This is a genomic window from Desulfotomaculum sp. OF05-3 (assembly GCF_003435535.1).
Lineage (GTDB): Bacteria > Bacillota > Clostridia > Lachnospirales > Lachnospiraceae > Pilosibacter > Pilosibacter fragilis.
Genome location: NZ_QWGO01000002.1, coordinates 19,691 through 35,123 on the forward strand (window position 1 = coordinate 19,691; position 15,433 = coordinate 35,123).

A 15,433-nucleotide genomic window follows, 5' to 3' on the forward strand; every position below is an offset into this window, starting at 1 on the left:
TGATTTCGGAATCAATGTCAAATAATATGTAAATACAGTCAGTTGTTCATCGCTGAGATTTAAAATTTCCTGAAGTCTCACCATTAAGGCATCCATTAGTATGTCAGGTGATTTGTTAAAAAAGAAATTTTTCCCCGAAAACTGGGAAATATAAGAAGCTGCAATAAGGAGCTGCATGAAAATTACATTTAAGGATATTTATGTCTGAAAATTGACTTTTTTGCTGACACCCTTTATACTACGTAGAGGAAAAGTCAAAAAAAGAAACAGCAATGTGGAAGGGCAGTACACTATTCGAGAGGTCATTGAAAGGTCCAGAACATAATTCTGGACCCTTTTTTTAGCCTTCTGAGGAAATTCTATGGAGAAACAGTACACTGCTATGCTGTTCCCACATTGGTTTGCGGTTTGTGAAAAGGTATCGAAAAGGAGAAGGAAGGGGGAGCTGAAAATTTCAACCGCCCGTTTTGACTTGTTCTGAATAAGAAAATAAAGCCCACCGATATCCGGTGGCGGAATGGAGCATTTCAAATGATTCATGATGGATTTATCTATCTGGCCACTTTAATGCTGTTAGCAGCAATTCTGGTCAATCTTCCCGTGTACCTGCGGGGAAAAGGCGCACAGACCTTTTTTAAATTTGCACCGCCGATCGTTCTGATCTATTTGGGCATGATGCTTTTATGTACTATGAAAGTATGGGATCTGCAGGATACGTCAGCCATTTACGTATCGATCAAAAATCCGTTACTCTACGCAATGCTGTTTTTAATGCTGCTGCGTTGTGATCTGAAAAAGATCATTAAATTAGGACCGAAAATGCTGATCGGTTTCTTCTCAGCGAGTATTTCAATCGGTGTTGGTTTTGTAGTAAGCTATGGTATTTTCCATAAATTACTGGGTCCGGAAAGCTGGAAAGCACTTGCAGCACTGTGCGGAAGCTGGTTAGGCGGCGGCAGTAATATGCTGGCGATTCAGGCAATTCTGGATGTAAGTGAAGAAAGTCTGGCATATTCGCTGGTAATGGATTCGGTTTGTGCAGTAATCTATGTTATGTTCCTTCTGTGGGTGATCAACTTCTCTAAGGAATTCAACTCCTGGACAAAGGCAGATGTACGTCTGATCGATGAAGTAGGAGCATCTCTGGAAAAAGAGGCAAGGGAGGACAAGAGACCTCTTACCTGGAAAAACATGCTTCTTTTAATCGGCGTATCCTTCTTTATATCCTCTCTGTCCAAGGATGCCGGTGTTATGGTTGCGTCTGTTCTGCCTGTTTTTGATAAGGCAACCTGGACAGTTCTTCTTGTAACAGCTGTAGGTCTGATCGTAGCAATGACTCCTTTTGGAAAGATTAAGGGAACGGAAGAAGTTTCCAATATCATGCTTTACATTGTCATCGCAATGATCGCTTCCAGAGCAGATATTTCTGCTATGGGAAATGCACCGGTATGGCTGGCTGCCGGATTCCTGATCCTGCTGATCCATATAGCGGTTATGGTAATCCTTGCAAAGCTGATCCGACTGGATATCTTTACCTGTGCGGTTGCTTCTCTGGCGAATGTCGGAGGAACTGCGACAGCGCCGGTACTTGCAGGTGCATACAGCAGCGCACTGGTTCCGATCGGTATCCTGATGGCCCTTCTCGGCAATATCATTGGAACACCGGGCGGCGCATTTGTAGGATACTTAATGAGCCTGATCGGGTAGAGAACAACAATTGAAAAACGGGTAATACAAGAACTCCGCACGAGAAACTGTGCGGAGTTTGTTTTTGTCAGGACAGGGCTCTGTTCTGCAGGAGGTTAGAATAAATTATAGTGTTACTGATTTTTTCCTTCCCTATCCGTAATGGAAAAGAAATGATAAGATGTATTCAAGAATGCCGAAGCATTCTTGCTGCGATATGCGCATCATGCAAAGCATGACATACTTCTTTTGCGCATCATAAGCAATCCTGCCGAAGGCTATGGCTATTTTTATAGAAACTATTCTTCATTATTTTATATAAAAGTGTGATTGTATGGCATTAAAATTAAATAATTATGTGATTGTGCTTGTGATTTTCATGAATTTCACATATAATAAAAGTGTGATTATAAAGCATAAAACTCCAATAAAAATGTGAGGAGTGATTCTATGGAACGATTTATCTTAAAAAAACTGCTGGATTGGAAGAATTCTCCCTACCGCAAGCCCTTAATTATGAAGGGCGTACGTCAGGTGGGTAAGACTTGGATTCTGAAAGAGTTCGGAAGACGCTGTTATGAAAATACAGCCTACTTTAACTTCGATGAAAATGAAGAATATAAGCAATTTTTTGAGACAACAAAGGATGTGGAGCGGATTCTACAAAACCTTATGATGGCAAGCGGTCAAAAGATAGTACCGGAAAAGACCCTCATCATCTTTGACGAAGTACAAGACTGCCCGAAAGTCATTAACTCCATGAAATATTTTTGTGAGAATGCACCGCAGTACCATGTTGCCTGCGCCGGTTCTCTGTTGGGGATTGCTCTGGCGAAACCTTCCTCTTTTCCGGTAGGTAAGGTCAACTTTATGCAGATTGACCCGATGACCTTTAATGAATTCCTGCTTGCCAACGGTGATGAAAATCTGGCACAGTATCTGGAACAGGTGGACACCCTTGAACCTATTCCTGACGCCTTCTTTAATCCATTATATGAGAAGCTGAAGATGTACTATGTTACCGGTGGTATGCCGGAGCCGGTATTGATGTGGACGGAGGCACGGGATGTTTCTGCCATGCAGGAAGCCTTGTCCGGAATCATCGGAGCCTATGAGCGTGATTTTGCCAAACATCCTGATCTCAGCGAGTTCCCGAAAATCTCAATGATCTGGAAATCCATTCCTTCTCAACTGGCAAGAAAGAACAAGAAGTTCATCTATAAAGTGGTCAAGGAAGGTGCACGAGCCCGTGAGTACGAGGATGCCTTGCAATGGCTGGTGGATGCCCGTCTGGTGCATAAAATTTATCGCAGCTCAGCTCCCGGCCTGCCGATTGCAGCTTACGATGACCTGTCTGCTTTCAAGATTTATCTGGTGGATGTGGGATTGCTCCGCCGTCTGGCGCAGTTAGCCCCCACTGCCTTTGGCGAAGGGAACCGCCTTTTTACTGAATTCAAAGGCGCATTAGCCGAAAACTTTGTGTTGCAGACTTTAATTACTCAGCTTGAAGTCATGCCCCGTTATTGGAGCCAGAACAACCCGCCTTACGAAGTGGATTTCCTCATTCAGCGGGAGAACGACATCTTCCCCGTGGAGGTCAAATCCGAAGCCAACACAACCAGCAAGAGTATGAAGAAGTTCAAGGAGCTGTTCCCTGATAAGGTCAAGCTCCGCATCCGTTTCTCATTGGACAATCTGAAACTGGATGATGATGTGTTGAATATTCCACTATTCATGGCAGATCAAGCGGATAGGCTGATCGGATTGGCATTGGAGCAGCTACAGAAATAGAATTTATTGAAACGACAAGACAAGCAAAAACGGCACCGTTTTAAACAGTGCCGTTTTTACTTACAAGTTCTTCGGTTCGATTTCCTTGTTCAATCCGTGATTGAAAGGTTAGCGCTTGCATTGCATTTGCAGACCGGGACATACTAAAACTCCATCACAAGCCCCGCATGCAGCTTGTGAACGGATTCTCCTAAGGTCTCTTTCAGGAGATCAAAGGCATGATCTCCGGTGCAGTGGCCGGTGTAGATTTCAGAAATACCGGTGGAGCGGATCCCTTCGGCGAGGGCAAGGATCTCTGCGTCGGTCTTATTGTAGAGGTGGAAGCCGCCGATCAGGGCTTTTACTTTTTTATCCGGGAAAGTCGCGGTGACCTCACGGATAATGGTATCGGCGCCGCCGTGGGAACAGCTGTTGAAGATCACAAGACCGTCCGGTGTGTCGAAGACAAGACTTTGCTCATGGGAGAAGGAATCCGGTCTCCAGCGCCGTTTTTCCTTCAGGTACATGTGCTCCCGGATTCCTTTTTTCTCCAGTCCCGGAGTCTTATGTGGAATCAGATAAACCCCGTCACATGGGGAAAAGTCCCCGGAGACGAGCTTGATCCGGTCCGGATACTTTTTTAACATGCCCTTTGGAATACCGATGTATTTCTTATAGTTCCAGACACCTTTGCAGCAGTTTTCTCCGGTGGTTTCCCTAAAATAGAACGGTGCGGACGAATTTACCCTGAAAAATTCCGGAATTCCGTCTGCATGGTCATAGTGCGCGTGGGAGAGAACTCCGAAATCCACGTCTTTCATGTTCAGTCCAAGCACATCAGCATTCGTCAGAAAAAGTCCGGATGCCCCGGCATCGAGAAGGATATGTTTCCCATGATATTCAATAAAAATTGATAATCCCCATTCACAGCCGAGATTTTCGGCGGGGATGTTGTCGCTGAGTACGGTTGCTTTCATAAATGAAAATCCTTTCGTAAAGTATTGATTGATAGTTGCCTTATAACTTTATTTTCTTCATTAAACACAAATGCGAACTTCCTGCAGGAAAGAGGTTTTGTATAACTTCGCGGCTTTACAAATTTCTTTTGCAATCTCTTTCTTATCGATCTTTTTCCTCATTAGATTTTTCCTATCAACGGTATTTGGGTAACAGAAACGCCGGACAACCAAAGTTATCCGACGCATTTTTTATGATTGCGAGTTTTATGCTGGCTGTCAGCCTCGATGCCTTGCCGAGTATCATAAAGTGCTGGTAATTACCCTCCCCAGCCGGAGTACAGCTTTCATGTGTCGCCACACGGAAACCTTTCTGGCTCATTTATATTATACTTAAATCCCGTCCTCTTATCAACTGATTTTGAAAATATCCAAGATTTTAACGGAAATAGCATGGAAAAGTGTTACAGGAAAATCGCAGAAAGACCTCTTGAATATTTAAAGAAGAGATGTTATATTATAGATAAGAGAAGTGCCACCGATAGACGGCTTGGCCCTCGAAAATATGGATTAAAAAATAACCGCTAGTTTTGCGAGGACTGGGCGGTTATTTTTTTGCGTTTTTTTCGATGTCTCTGCCAAGTGAATATCCTGCCTTGAAGCAAGTTGCTCCGAAGCTCAGGATTGCAAGTACAATACCTAAGATTTCCATATGGCATCACCCTCCTCTCACTATGTATCAGAGGGTTACGCATGCCCTCTGCGAAGAGGGCCAAACCGCCTACCGTTATGGTGGCACCTATATTATTCTATCACAAATTCTTTGATCTATAAAGTCTATTTTACGCTACTGGTGGTTTTAGAAGCCGCGTCGCTGCTATCCACGTCAGGAATTTCATAGACCGCAGTGCCATGTCCGCCCCAAGCGGATCATGGACAAATGCCTGTATCTATGGTATACTATCCCCAAAGTCGGTTCTGATACATGGAGAAATTCTGCCTGAATTTCTCCATGCATAAAAAGGCACTAACGTGTCAAATGCACACTCGCGCAAGAAGAGTCTATCACAAGCGACTGCGCTCGGCGCGAGAATGTGTCAAGGCACATTCTTTTTATGGTCTTGCTATGCCCATTTTACCGGGCGGCGGATAGGAGATAAGAATGAAAGATGATAAAAAGGTCAGCCATATTCTGCAGCTTTACCTTCAGTGGCCGGTATTTTTAACGGCACTGGTAATCCTTGCGGGAGCTGCGGTCAACCTGATCTCACGCAAGGCGGGATTCGTGATGCTTGCATTTACGGTGATCTACGCGGCGTGTGCCGGAACCCTGTATATGTACGGAAAGAAGCGGGCTCTCGGCAGTCTGGTGTCCTTTGCGTCGGCATACAGCTGGAGCCAGAAACAGCTTCTGGCGTCTCTGGAGCTGCCCTACGCGATCGCGGACACGGATGGTAAGATCCTTTGGATGAACCGCGCCTTTGAGGCGGTGACCAAAGAAGAGAAGAGCGCAGGGAAAAGCCTGACAATGCTCTTCAAGGAGATCACAGTGGAATCCCTCGAGAAGATGGAAAATGCGATGGAAGTCCATGTGATCTATGGGGAATCGAAATACCGCGTGAGTATGAAACGCGTGACGATCCGCCCGGATGAACTTGCCTCCGGAATCCCGGAGAAGCAGACGGAGCAGCAGATCCTTGCGGTATATCTCTATGATGAGACAGAGCTCTACAACTACAAGCAAGCGATCACAGACCAGAAGATGGTCGCGGGCCTGATCTATCTGGACAACTATGATGAGGCGTTGGAGAGCGTCGAGGAAGTCCGCAGATCGCTCTTAACGGCCCTGATCGACCGAAAGATCAACAAGTACATTTCGGCGGTCAACGGTATCGTAAAGAAGCTGGAAAAGGACAAATATTTCTTCGCGATCAAGCAGTGCTATATGCCGCGTCTGGAAAAAGAGCGGTTTGGACTGCTTGAGGAGGTAAAGACCGTCAATATCGGAAACGAGATGGCGGTGACCTTAAGTATCGGTATCGGAATGAACGGCGATACCTACAGCCAGAACTATGATTATGCCCGTACAGCGATCGATATGGCCCTCGGCCGCGGCGGTGATCAGGCGGTAGTAAAATGCGGCCAAAAGATCCAGTATTACGGCGGAAAGGCCCAGCAGTTAGAGAAAACGACCCGTGTCAAGGCCCGCGTCAAAGCCCATGCCCTCAGGGAGCTTCTTGAGACAAAGGACTGCCTTCTGATCATGGGACATAAGATCGGAGATATCGACTGCTTTGGCGCGGCGATCGGAATGTACCGGATCGCATCCGCTCTGAATAAGAAGGCACATATCGTGATCAATGAAGTGACCTCCTCGGTGCGTCCGATGATGGAACGCTTTGAGACCGGCGATTATCCGAAGGACCTGTTCCTCACGGGAAGTGAGGCCGCGGATATCGTGGATAACAATACGGCGCTTGTCGTTGTTGACGTCAACCGCCCGAGTATCACAGAAGAACCGGACCTTTTAAAACTCGTGAAGACGATCGTTGTCATCGATCACCACCGTCAGTCCAGCGAGATCATCACAAACGCGACTCTGTCCTATGTAGAGCCTTACGCGTCATCTGCCTGTGAGCTGGTTGCGGAGATTTTACAGTATGTTGCTGACAGTATCCGGATCAAATCCCCGGAGGCGGACGCTATGTACGCGGGAATCGTGATCGATACGAACAACTTTACAAATCAGGCGGGCGTCCGCACCTTTGAGGCGGCGGCGTTCCTTAGAAGAAACGGAGCGGACGTGACGAGAGTACGGAAGTTGTTCCGTGACAGTATGGAGGACTACAAGGCGAGAGCCGAGGCAGTCCGTCAGGCAGAGGTCTATAAGAAATGCTTTGCCATCAGCGTGTGCCCGTCAGAGGGCGTGGAGAGCCCGACAGTAGTAGGCGCACAGGCTGCAAATGAGCTTCTTGACATTGTGGGAATGAAGGCATCTGTCGTTCTGACCCCATATGAAGGCAAAATCTATATCAGCGCGAGATCGATCGACGAAGTCAATGTCCAGGTCATGATGGAAAAGCTGGGCGGAGGCGGACACAGAACGATCGCAGGCGCACAGCTCCCGGGCGCTACCGTTGAGGAGGCCAAGGAGAAGGTGAAAGGCGTCATTGATATGATGCTGGAGAAAGGAGAAATTTAAGATGGAAGTTGTATTATTAGAGGATGTGAAGGCACTTGGAAAAAAGGGCCAGGTCGTAAAGGTAAATGACGGATATGCGAGAAACTTTATCCTTCCGAAAAAGCTTGGTGTTGAGGCGACATCCAAGAACTTAAACGATTTAAAGCTCCAGAAAGCAAACGCGGAGAAGGTTGCGGCAGAGCAGCTTGCGGAGGCTAAGAAGCTTGCGGAGGAGATCGATAAGATGTCCGTAACCGTTTCGATCAAAGCCGGCGAGGGCGGACGCGCGTTCGGTTCCGTCTCCACAAAGGAGATCGCGAAGGCGGCGAAGGATCAGTTAAAGCTTGATATCGATAAGAAAAAGATGGTTCTGCCGGAGCCGATCAAGAGCATCGGAAGCTTTGAGGTTCCGATCAAGCTCCACAAGGAAGTAACAGCAAGACTCAGCGTGAAGGTCGTTGAGGCGTAAAGACTGAATGCCTGCCGCGTGCGCAATACGCGGACAGCACAGTTGAAATTCAGGGCAGGAAACCAGGTAGAGGTTCCGGCCTGCAAAGTAAGAAAGAAAACGGCTTCTGCAGAAATATATGCAGAAGCCGTGCGAAGTTATAGACAGAGACGTACAGAGAGGAAATCGGACAGATGGAAGAAGCGTTAGTAAAAAGGGTTTTGCCGCACAGCGTTGAGGCGGAGCAGTCGGTGATCGGTTCCATGCTGATGGACAGGGATGCGATCATCGCGGCATCGGAGATCGTGGTTGCGGACGACTTTTATCAGCGTCAGTATGGGATCATGTTTGATACGATGGTGGAGCTGTTCAATGAGGGAAAACCGGTGGATCTGGTCACGCTTCAGGACAGACTGAAGGAAAAGGATGTCCCGCCGGAGGTGTGCAGCCTGGATTTTGTCCGCGATATCCTGGCAACGGTTCCGACTTCCGCGAATGTGCGCTCCTATGCCACGATCGTCCATGAAAAGGCGGTTCTCCGCCGACTGATCAGGATCAACGAGGAGATCGCCAACAACTGTTATTCCGGAAAGGACAGTCTGGAAGTGATCCTAGCGGACACGGAAAAGCAGATCTTCAACCTGTTGGAAAGCCGCGCTTCCGGTGATTTCGTGCCGATCCGTCAGGTTGCGCTGAACGTTCTTGATAAGATCGAGCAGGCGACCCGCTCAAAATCCACGGTAACGGGTCTTCCTACCGGATTTATCGATCTCGATTACCGGATGTCCGGCCTCCAGCCTTCGGATCTGATCCTGATCGCTGCCCGCCCGTCTATGGGTAAGACGGCGTTCGTACTGAATATTACGGACTATATCGCGGTCCGGAGACAGAAGACCTGCCTGATCTTCAGTCTGGAGATGTCGAAGGAGCAGCTGGTAAACCGTATGCTGTCCATGGAGTCCAACGTGGATTCCCAGAAGCTCCGTACCGGTACCCTGACGGATGCGGACTGGGACGCTGTCGTGGAAGGAATCGGTACGATCGGAAGCTCCAAGCTTGTAATTGATGATACGCCGGGTATTTCCATCATGGAACTTCGTTCCAAATGCCGGAAGGTTAAGCTGGAACATGGTCTCGACCTCGTTATGATCGACTACCTGCAGTTAATGTCGGGCAGCGGAAAGAACGGAGACAACCGTCAGCAGGAGATCTCTGAGATCTCAAGATCTTTAAAGGCCATCGCGAGGGAGTTGAGCGTCCCGGTGATCGCCCTGTCCCAGCTTTCCCGTGCCTGTGAGACAAGAACGGATCACAGACCGATGCTTTCGGATCTTCGAGAGTCCGGAGCCATCGAGCAGGATGCCGACGTTGTGATGTTCCTGTACCGTGACGATTATTATAATAAGGATACGGATAACCCGAACACGGCGGAGGTTATTATCGCGAAACAGCGTAACGGCCCGATCGGAACCGTATATCTTGGCTGGAAACCGGAACTGACCCGGTTTGTGAATATTGCGAAGGAGCAGCAGTAAATGCATGGTCAAGCGCCTGCTTTCGAATGGAATTTGAAGGAATTTCATCGGAAGCGGGCGTTTTTGTCATATTGGGACATGGCTTCACATATATTATTAGCAATCTGATAACGGTTTTGCAGGCATGCGGCAGTCTGTGGACATGCTGAGAAACTGGATCAAACAGAGTCGAACAATCGTTGCGGTTCATGGCAGAAATTTCGAACTGTGACGAAAATCATGTGAAAGGAAGAGGACGACCATGTCAGAAACACATTATCTGATCTCCGATGCCTCGAAAAAGGTTGATGTGGAATCTCATGTACTTCGGTACTGGGAGGAGGAACTGGAGATGAACATCCCTCGCAACGAGATGGGACATCGGTATTATACGGATTTTCATATCCGTCTTTTTAAACAGATCAAGGAATTGAAGGAAAAGGGGTATCAGTTAAAGGCGATCAAGACAGCGTTGGCGAAAACGCTGGACGCGGAGGGGGAATCGGTGGCACCCACGGATGTTCTTGAGGAGGATGTTATGACGGCATTGAAGGAATGCACGGAGCAGGAGAAGAGAGATCTGGAAAAGCTGGATCCGGGGGAAGCCGCGGAACTCATGAACCGGGAAAAAGCGGAGCAGTTCAGGGAGTTTCTTACCCAGATGATCGGACAGGCTATCGAGGAGAACAACGAGAAGCTGAGCCAGGATATCAGCCGGATGGTGAACGATAAAGTGTTAAAGGAGATCGATTACCTGATGCGGGTGGCAGATGAGCGGGACGAAGAGCGGTTCCGGCAGCTGGATGAGACGATCCGGCTTTATCAGAAGGAGAATAAAGGGAGGGCGGAAGCTGCGGCGGCGAAAGCGCCGTTTTTGCCGTCGATCTTCAGAAAGAGAAAGTTTGGGAGAAATGGGAATAAGCTTTGATGAGAGCAAAAATGAGAACCCCTTTCGCGAAGATCCGGATTCTGGATCAGAATCCACAGAAATCAAAAAGCCGCTGTTCGAATAGAACAACGGCTTTTATGTATTGGTTTGCGTTTGTGATCAACCCTCGTTGATTGCGCCTGTCGGACAGACACCAGCACAAGTACCGCAGCTAATGCAAGTATCAGCATCGATTACGTACTGTCCATCTCCCTGAGAAATAGCGTTTACCGGACATTCACCAGCACAAGTACCGCAGCTAACGCAGCTATCGTTAATTACATATGCCATGACAAAATACCTCCTTTATTTATTTCTTTCATTCTATAATAAACGGTTAAATTATTCAAGGGGAAAATTGTGAAAAAATGTACCTAATGAGGAACAAAAATCCAGTAAACATGCGGTTAGACAGTCACAACTCGAGTTAGTCTATTCTTACCTTTGCAGACAAAAATCAACCCGGCTGTCATTCGGCTGAAAGTATTTCATGATGGTCACCATATGCGGACAGGCATTTTCTAAACTGGAAATACCATATCATACAGGAATGCATGATGGTTACTGTACGCGGGTATGGAGTGCCCGTTTACTGTAACTGCATGATGCGGCTGTACCAGCAGATTTTGCAAAACCACCTTGCCAAGAAACGAAAAAAGTATTATACTCTCGATATGCTGGCATAAGGGCAGTATGCCTGTTATGCCGGAAACAATCGTAGAAAATTGCCCGCGGCAGATTTCGAAGGTGAAAGGAGGATTTATCATGCAGATTTCAAAAGAAATGCTCATTGGTGAGCTTCTTCAGGTTGATGAGAATATGGCTCAGATTTTAATGGGCGCTGGAATGCACTGCATCGGATGCCCGTCTTCTCAGATGGAGTCTCTGGAAGAGGCTTGCATGGTTCACGGAATTCCGGTAGAAAAACTTGTAAGTGTAATTAACGAGTATCTGGCTCAGAAGCAGCAGTAATGTATGTGACCGCTCGAGAGAGTTTTGGTTTGCCGACTGTGCGAAAGGTCGGAGAATGTAAGAAGGACTGCGGTCAGGGAGAATTTTCCCGGCTGCAGTCCTTTTTCCATTTTGACATATATGGAGCAATGTGCCATAAAAATTCTGTATGTTGAAAAACATGGGGACATTTTGGAAACAGACTTTGCACATAAAAAAGCATCTGTATAAATCTGTGGAATGCAGCTTTTTACAGATGCTCTATTTAAATATTGATCAATTGGGAAGTCAGATTATAAGTTTTGCAGCACCTTCAGCGCGTCCTTCTTTACGATCAGATCATAATGTTCCGCATAGTAAGCGCCGGACGCAGCGGCATCGCCCTTTAATCTTGTTCCGTATTCGGAGAGAGTATTGCAGACTCTGTTGAAGGAACTCTCACTGTCATTTTCCTTCTTGAGGATCAGGTAGAAGACCCCATTTTCCGGATTCTTGTAGAGAACACTGTTTCCTTTAAAAACAGCACCGGTCTGCCGTGCGGCTTCACAGACGAGGTCGAGGGAAGAAAACTGGTAGATCCTTGTAAACTGAGCCGGATTCTTCGACTCTTCCTTTCCCTGCGGTCCATTTGCCGTTGCAGCTGGTGCCGCAGGAGCTTTTTCTCCCTCCGGCTTTAAAATTCCGCTCTGGGTCAGGATATTGATCAGGCCGTCAGCGCCTTCCAGCACTTCCGCGGTGAGATTCCCCCATCCGTTATCATTCTCGTCCTCTTCCGGTGAGAACTTGGAGAACCGGGTATCCAGTTCCTCTGGATCTTCCATCTTTGTGATGATCAGCATAACACTCTCGTTCGCCATCGGGATCGCCTCGACCATAAGCGGGATATCCTCGACCTCGAAACCGACCTCATTTGCGGCGCGCTGGATCATCTCGCGGAAAAGATTACGGGCTTTCTCGCTTCCATAGGCCAGCTCGCCGAGATTCATATTCCGGACACTCAGGTCAAAGTTGCTGAGGGTGCAGCGGATCTGATTTTCATTGATACGTTCTATTTTCATAGGATCACTTCCTGTCTGGTTAAAATCAAAATATTCGCGGTATGCTGTAATTCCCATTATAAGAGGGCAGAAAACCGCATTTTTACATTTATAATATACTATATCCTATTCAGTTTTTGCAATCGTATGAGGGAAATTTATTAAAATTTAATCAGTTTGACATCTACAAGATGGTCTGAAGCGGGAGTGTGTATATTAGAATAGTCGCAAGAGGTTGTGTTGCCGGAAGGAGGTGTGACGGTTTATCGAGCGCGTTCTGTTTGGCAAGTATCGGTTGTGCAGAGAGCTGGGAAACGGGCGATCCGGTACTGTATATCTGGCGTATCACGTTGAGCTGGAAGAATACAGGGCGGTAAAAGTAGTCCCGAAATCCCTGGCGGATTATGATACTTTTAGAAAAGAAGCACTTTTTCTGAAAACACTGAGACATCCGGGAATCCCCATCGTCTACGATGTGGAGGAAGATACCGGATACAGTTATCTGATCGAAGAATATCTGGAAGGCGAATCTTTATATGCCCTGGTAAAACGCCTGGGCAGCTTGTCGGTTAAGGCGGCAGCTGATCTTGGAATACAGATCTGCCGTATCATTCAGTTTATGAATTCAGCAGAAAATCCTATTTTATATTTAGACTTGCAGCCCAAAAATCTGCTGGTGTGCAATGGAGTCCTTCGTCTGACGGATTTTGATCATGCACAATACGCGTCAGATGCCGCTGCGTTTGGTGAGCGGTACGGAACGATCGGTTTTGCGGCACCGGAACAGTACACAGGGGAACCACTGGACTGCCGGACGGACGTGTACGCGATCGGTGCGCTGCTCTACTTTATGAGCCGTGGGGATGCGCCGGGAAGTGTTCCGGAATACAGGAATGAACCGGAATATAGGATGTTTGACCGGATCATCCGCGGGTGTATGGAAAAGGAGAAAGAGGCGCGTTACCAGAGTGCGGATGAACTGCAGGAAACGCTGCAGGAGCTGCAAAATCAACTGAAGGAACAGGCAGCAGAATCTCGAATCGTTGTTTTTGCCGGGGCGGCAGCGGGGATCGGAACAACCCATGCGGCTCTCGGAATGTCTCATTTTCTGACCCGGAATGGGTGTCCGGCTTTATATCAGGAAGCTTATGATACGTCTGCGGTTCGCACACTTGCGAAAAATATGGGAATCAAAACGGACCGGACCGGCGTATATCGAATCGGATGCGGAAGCATCCGGCCTTATTATGGCGAAGCTGTGAAGCTGCCATATCTTTATTTTCCAGTAATCATAAAGGATGTGGGAGTGATCCGCCCGGAAGAGAAACTTCCGGAAGCAGATTTTTATGTTCTTGTATGCGGGGGAAAATGGTGGGAGATCGACAGGACTGTGAATGCGGCGAAGATCTTAAAAAGCCGTGGGAATGTGATCCTGCTCTTCAATCATATGGAGAAAAAAGCACGTCTGAAACTTCCAAAAGTTTTATCTGATATTCATTATTTCTTTCTTCCGTTCTTTTCAAATCCATTCAGAGAAGATAAAGCTGCCAACACCTGTTACCGGGATCTATGGAACGATGGTACAGGGGAAACCAGATGGAAAAGAAAAAAATTATCACAGAGACTCAGGAGAAGCGATGCAGAATGATCGGAATCGCTGGGAGCAATACCGGGGTGGGGTGCACCCATTTTTCGATCATGCTGACAAACTATCTCGCGGGATACCTCAGAAGGAAAGCCATACTGCTGGAATTTAATGAGTCGGGGGACTTAGAAAAGCTTGAATACGTCTGCACGGGGCAGATGGGACAGAAAAATCCATACAGGGTACTGGATGCGGATTATTATAAGTATGCAGGGCCGGAGGCTGTGAAGGAGGTGCTTCAGAGGGGATATGACGATATCCTGATCGATTTCGGATCGGTCAAAGATGGCGCAAACGAATTATATTGGAGATGCGATAAAAAGTTCCTGGTGGGTTCCTTTACGGAGTGGCAGCAGGAGAGTTTCCGGGAATTCGAGATGGAACAGAGAGCGAAACAGAAAAAAAGCTGGCAGAGTCTCGCGGTATTTGGAAGCGAGGAGACCAGAAGAGAATTCTCGAGAAGATTTCGGATCAATGCAGAACGGATTCCGTTTTCAGCGGATGCCTTCTTGGTCACGAAGGAGTGCGGGGAATTTTTTCAGCGTATCCTGTAAAAATGACATAAAAGGACGATTTCCCTAACCGTTATAAAGGGAAAAGCCTGATACTCAGAAATGTCACAATAAATGAGATCTGACCGGCTAAGAATACAGCAGCGGGGAAAAACATGTCACAGTATAACCTTCTTCAGTCATCGCGGAAAAGCCGGGAACAGAGGCATTTAATAACTTAAAATCGACAGCGCAGAGGGAGAACGTTCAATGAAGAGCATCGATAAGACCGTGCATGCCATAGATATGCGGCACGAAGAAAAGAAAGGTGTATATGGGTATGGAAACAGCAAGCGGAACGTATGACTCGGAAAATCGAAGTGTCGAGGAGATGACGCGCTATCTGAATGGACTTAAGCGGTACACGGAAAAAGGAATCCCGATCTACATGGACGGAAAACTTTCCGGGCAGAGAGAATGGGAGAAACTGTTTGAAGTTCGTGAGGATGGAATGTTCTATATGGGAGATTATGTCCAGGCGGAAGGCGGCGGTCTGAAGGAGATACGGTTTGATAAGGTCTATCTAAGCGAAGCGGATATCATGGAGACGAAAGGTCGGAGGAGAAGAACGAGAAAATAAGGAAAGACGGAGGATACCGAATAGAATGGATCTGGCGGTACTGGATAGCAGTAAATCGCACGGAAATGAACCAGGTTATATGTACGAAGTAATATAGATTCAACAGCTGGGGGATCGTTCTGCCAGATGATTCGTAAGACTGCTGACAACAATTCGTTACAAAAAGTTAACAGACAGACATTCCGC

13 protein-coding genes are annotated in these 15,433 nt (G+C 47.2%); 10 read left to right on the top strand and 3 right to left on the bottom strand.

What is annotated here, in order from left to right; translation table 11 throughout:
• The first annotated feature begins 531 nt into the window (after positions 1-531).
• Both DXA87_RS01675 and DXA87_RS01680 read left to right on the top strand, forming a co-directional pair.
• Complete coding sequence (locus DXA87_RS01675) at positions 532-1,707, top strand: DUF819 family protein (protein ID WP_015552977.1); 1,176 nt, start codon at positions 532-534, stop codon at positions 1,705-1,707.
• Between the two features lie 429 nt (positions 1,708-2,136).
• Positions 2,137-3,477, top strand: a complete 1,341-nt coding sequence (locus DXA87_RS01680) for an ATP-binding protein (RefSeq protein WP_117503084.1) — start codon at positions 2,137-2,139, stop codon at positions 3,475-3,477.
• A gap of 143 nt (positions 3,478-3,620) precedes the next feature.
• On the opposite strand, the gene DXA87_RS01685 is transcribed toward DXA87_RS01680, so the two are convergent.
• A complete protein-coding gene (locus tag DXA87_RS01685; protein ID WP_117503085.1) occupies positions 3,621-4,433 on the bottom strand; it encodes an MBL fold metallo-hydrolase in 813 nt (270 codons plus the stop codon).
• Between the two features lie 1,141 nt (positions 4,434-5,574).
• Here DXA87_RS01685 and DXA87_RS01695 point away from each other — a divergent pair.
• The 4 genes from DXA87_RS01695 (at position 5,575) to DXA87_RS01710 (ending at position 10,483) form a co-directional block, all read left to right on the top strand.
• Complete coding sequence (locus DXA87_RS01695) at positions 5,575-7,614, top strand: DHH family phosphoesterase (RefSeq protein WP_015552982.1); 2,040 nt, start codon at positions 5,575-5,577, stop codon at positions 7,612-7,614.
• A gap of 1 nt (position 7,615) precedes the next feature.
• The gene (rplI, locus tag DXA87_RS01700; RefSeq protein ID WP_015552983.1) at positions 7,616-8,062 is read left to right on the top strand and encodes a 50S ribosomal protein L9; all 447 of its coding nucleotides are present in this window, start codon (positions 7,616-7,618) and stop codon (positions 8,060-8,062) included.
• A 173-nt stretch (positions 8,063-8,235) separates the two neighbouring features.
• The gene (dnaB, locus tag DXA87_RS01705) at positions 8,236-9,576 is read left to right on the top strand and encodes a replicative DNA helicase (protein ID WP_021905152.1); all 1,341 of its coding nucleotides are present in this window, start codon (positions 8,236-8,238) and stop codon (positions 9,574-9,576) included.
• A 241-nt stretch (positions 9,577-9,817) separates the two neighbouring features.
• Positions 9,818-10,483, top strand: a complete 666-nt coding sequence (locus DXA87_RS01710) for a helix-turn-helix domain-containing protein (protein ID WP_117468996.1) — start codon at positions 9,818-9,820, stop codon at positions 10,481-10,483.
• A 120-nt stretch (positions 10,484-10,603) separates the two neighbouring features.
• On the opposite strand, the gene DXA87_RS01715 is transcribed toward DXA87_RS01710, so the two are convergent.
• The gene (locus DXA87_RS01715) at positions 10,604-10,774 is read right to left on the bottom strand and encodes a 4Fe-4S binding protein (RefSeq protein ID WP_117483534.1); all 171 of its coding nucleotides are present in this window, start codon (positions 10,772-10,774) and stop codon (positions 10,604-10,606) included.
• A 474-nt stretch (positions 10,775-11,248) separates the two neighbouring features.
• On the opposite strand from DXA87_RS01715, the gene DXA87_RS01720 reads away from it, so the two are divergent.
• The gene (locus DXA87_RS01720; protein ID WP_015552988.1) at positions 11,249-11,455 is read left to right on the top strand and encodes a DUF1858 domain-containing protein; all 207 of its coding nucleotides are present in this window, start codon (positions 11,249-11,251) and stop codon (positions 11,453-11,455) included.
• Between the two features lie 272 nt (positions 11,456-11,727).
• Here the strand turns inward: DXA87_RS01720 and DXA87_RS01725 are convergent, their stop codons facing one another.
• The gene (locus DXA87_RS01725) at positions 11,728-12,492 is read right to left on the bottom strand and encodes an adaptor protein MecA (protein ID WP_117503086.1); all 765 of its coding nucleotides are present in this window, start codon (positions 12,490-12,492) and stop codon (positions 11,728-11,730) included.
• 274 nt (positions 12,493-12,766) lie between these two features.
• Here DXA87_RS01725 and DXA87_RS01730 point away from each other — a divergent pair, with 274 nt between their 5' ends.
• The 3 genes from DXA87_RS01730 to DXA87_RS01740 all read left to right on the top strand — a co-directional run bounded on the left by DXA87_RS01730 (position 12,767) and on the right by DXA87_RS01740 (position 15,247).
• Positions 12,767-14,119: a serine/threonine-protein kinase gene (locus DXA87_RS01730; protein WP_158552990.1), complete on the top strand. Its 1,353-nt coding sequence runs from the start codon at positions 12,767-12,769 to the stop codon at positions 14,117-14,119.
• The gene (locus tag DXA87_RS01735) at positions 14,068-14,670 is read left to right on the top strand and encodes a hypothetical protein (RefSeq protein ID WP_147324176.1); all 603 of its coding nucleotides are present in this window, start codon (positions 14,068-14,070) and stop codon (positions 14,668-14,670) included. The genes DXA87_RS01730 and DXA87_RS01735 overlap by 52 nt, the downstream gene beginning before the upstream one ends.
• A gap of 277 nt (positions 14,671-14,947) precedes the next feature.
• Positions 14,948-15,247 carry a hypothetical protein gene (locus DXA87_RS01740; protein WP_117469290.1) on the top strand — a complete coding sequence of 100 codons (300 nt, stop codon included), beginning with the start codon at positions 14,948-14,950 and terminating at the stop codon, positions 15,245-15,247.
• The last annotated feature ends 186 nt before the right edge of the window (positions 15,248-15,433 follow it).

Excerpts from the sequence above, each read along its gene's own strand:
- DXA87_RS01675 (WP_015552977.1), top strand. The coding sequence starts at position 532 with ATGATTCATGATGGATTTATCTATCTGGCCACTTTAATGCTGTTAGCA.
- DXA87_RS01680 (WP_117503084.1), top strand. The coding sequence starts at position 2,137 with ATGGAACGATTTATCTTAAAAAAACTGCTGGATTGGAAGAATTCTCCC.
- DXA87_RS01685 (WP_117503085.1), bottom strand. The coding sequence starts at position 4,433 with ATGAAAGCAACCGTACTCAGCGACAACATCCCCGCCGAAAATCTCGGC.
- DXA87_RS01695 (WP_015552982.1), top strand. The coding sequence starts at position 5,575 with ATGAAAGATGATAAAAAGGTCAGCCATATTCTGCAGCTTTACCTTCAG.
- rplI (WP_015552983.1), top strand. The coding sequence starts at position 7,616 with ATGGAAGTTGTATTATTAGAGGATGTGAAGGCACTTGGAAAAAAGGGC.
- dnaB (WP_021905152.1), top strand. The coding sequence starts at position 8,236 with ATGGAAGAAGCGTTAGTAAAAAGGGTTTTGCCGCACAGCGTTGAGGCG.
- DXA87_RS01710 (WP_117468996.1), top strand. The coding sequence starts at position 9,818 with ATGTCAGAAACACATTATCTGATCTCCGATGCCTCGAAAAAGGTTGAT.
- DXA87_RS01715 (WP_117483534.1), bottom strand. The coding sequence starts at position 10,774 with ATGGCATATGTAATTAACGATAGCTGCGTTAGCTGCGGTACTTGTGCT.
- DXA87_RS01720 (WP_015552988.1), top strand. The coding sequence starts at position 11,249 with ATGCAGATTTCAAAAGAAATGCTCATTGGTGAGCTTCTTCAGGTTGAT.
- DXA87_RS01725 (WP_117503086.1), bottom strand. The coding sequence starts at position 12,492 with ATGAAAATAGAACGTATCAATGAAAATCAGATCCGCTGCACCCTCAGC.
- DXA87_RS01735 (WP_147324176.1), top strand. The coding sequence starts at position 14,068 with ATGGAAAAGAAAAAAATTATCACAGAGACTCAGGAGAAGCGATGCAGA.
- DXA87_RS01740 (WP_117469290.1), top strand. The coding sequence starts at position 14,948 with ATGGAAACAGCAAGCGGAACGTATGACTCGGAAAATCGAAGTGTCGAG.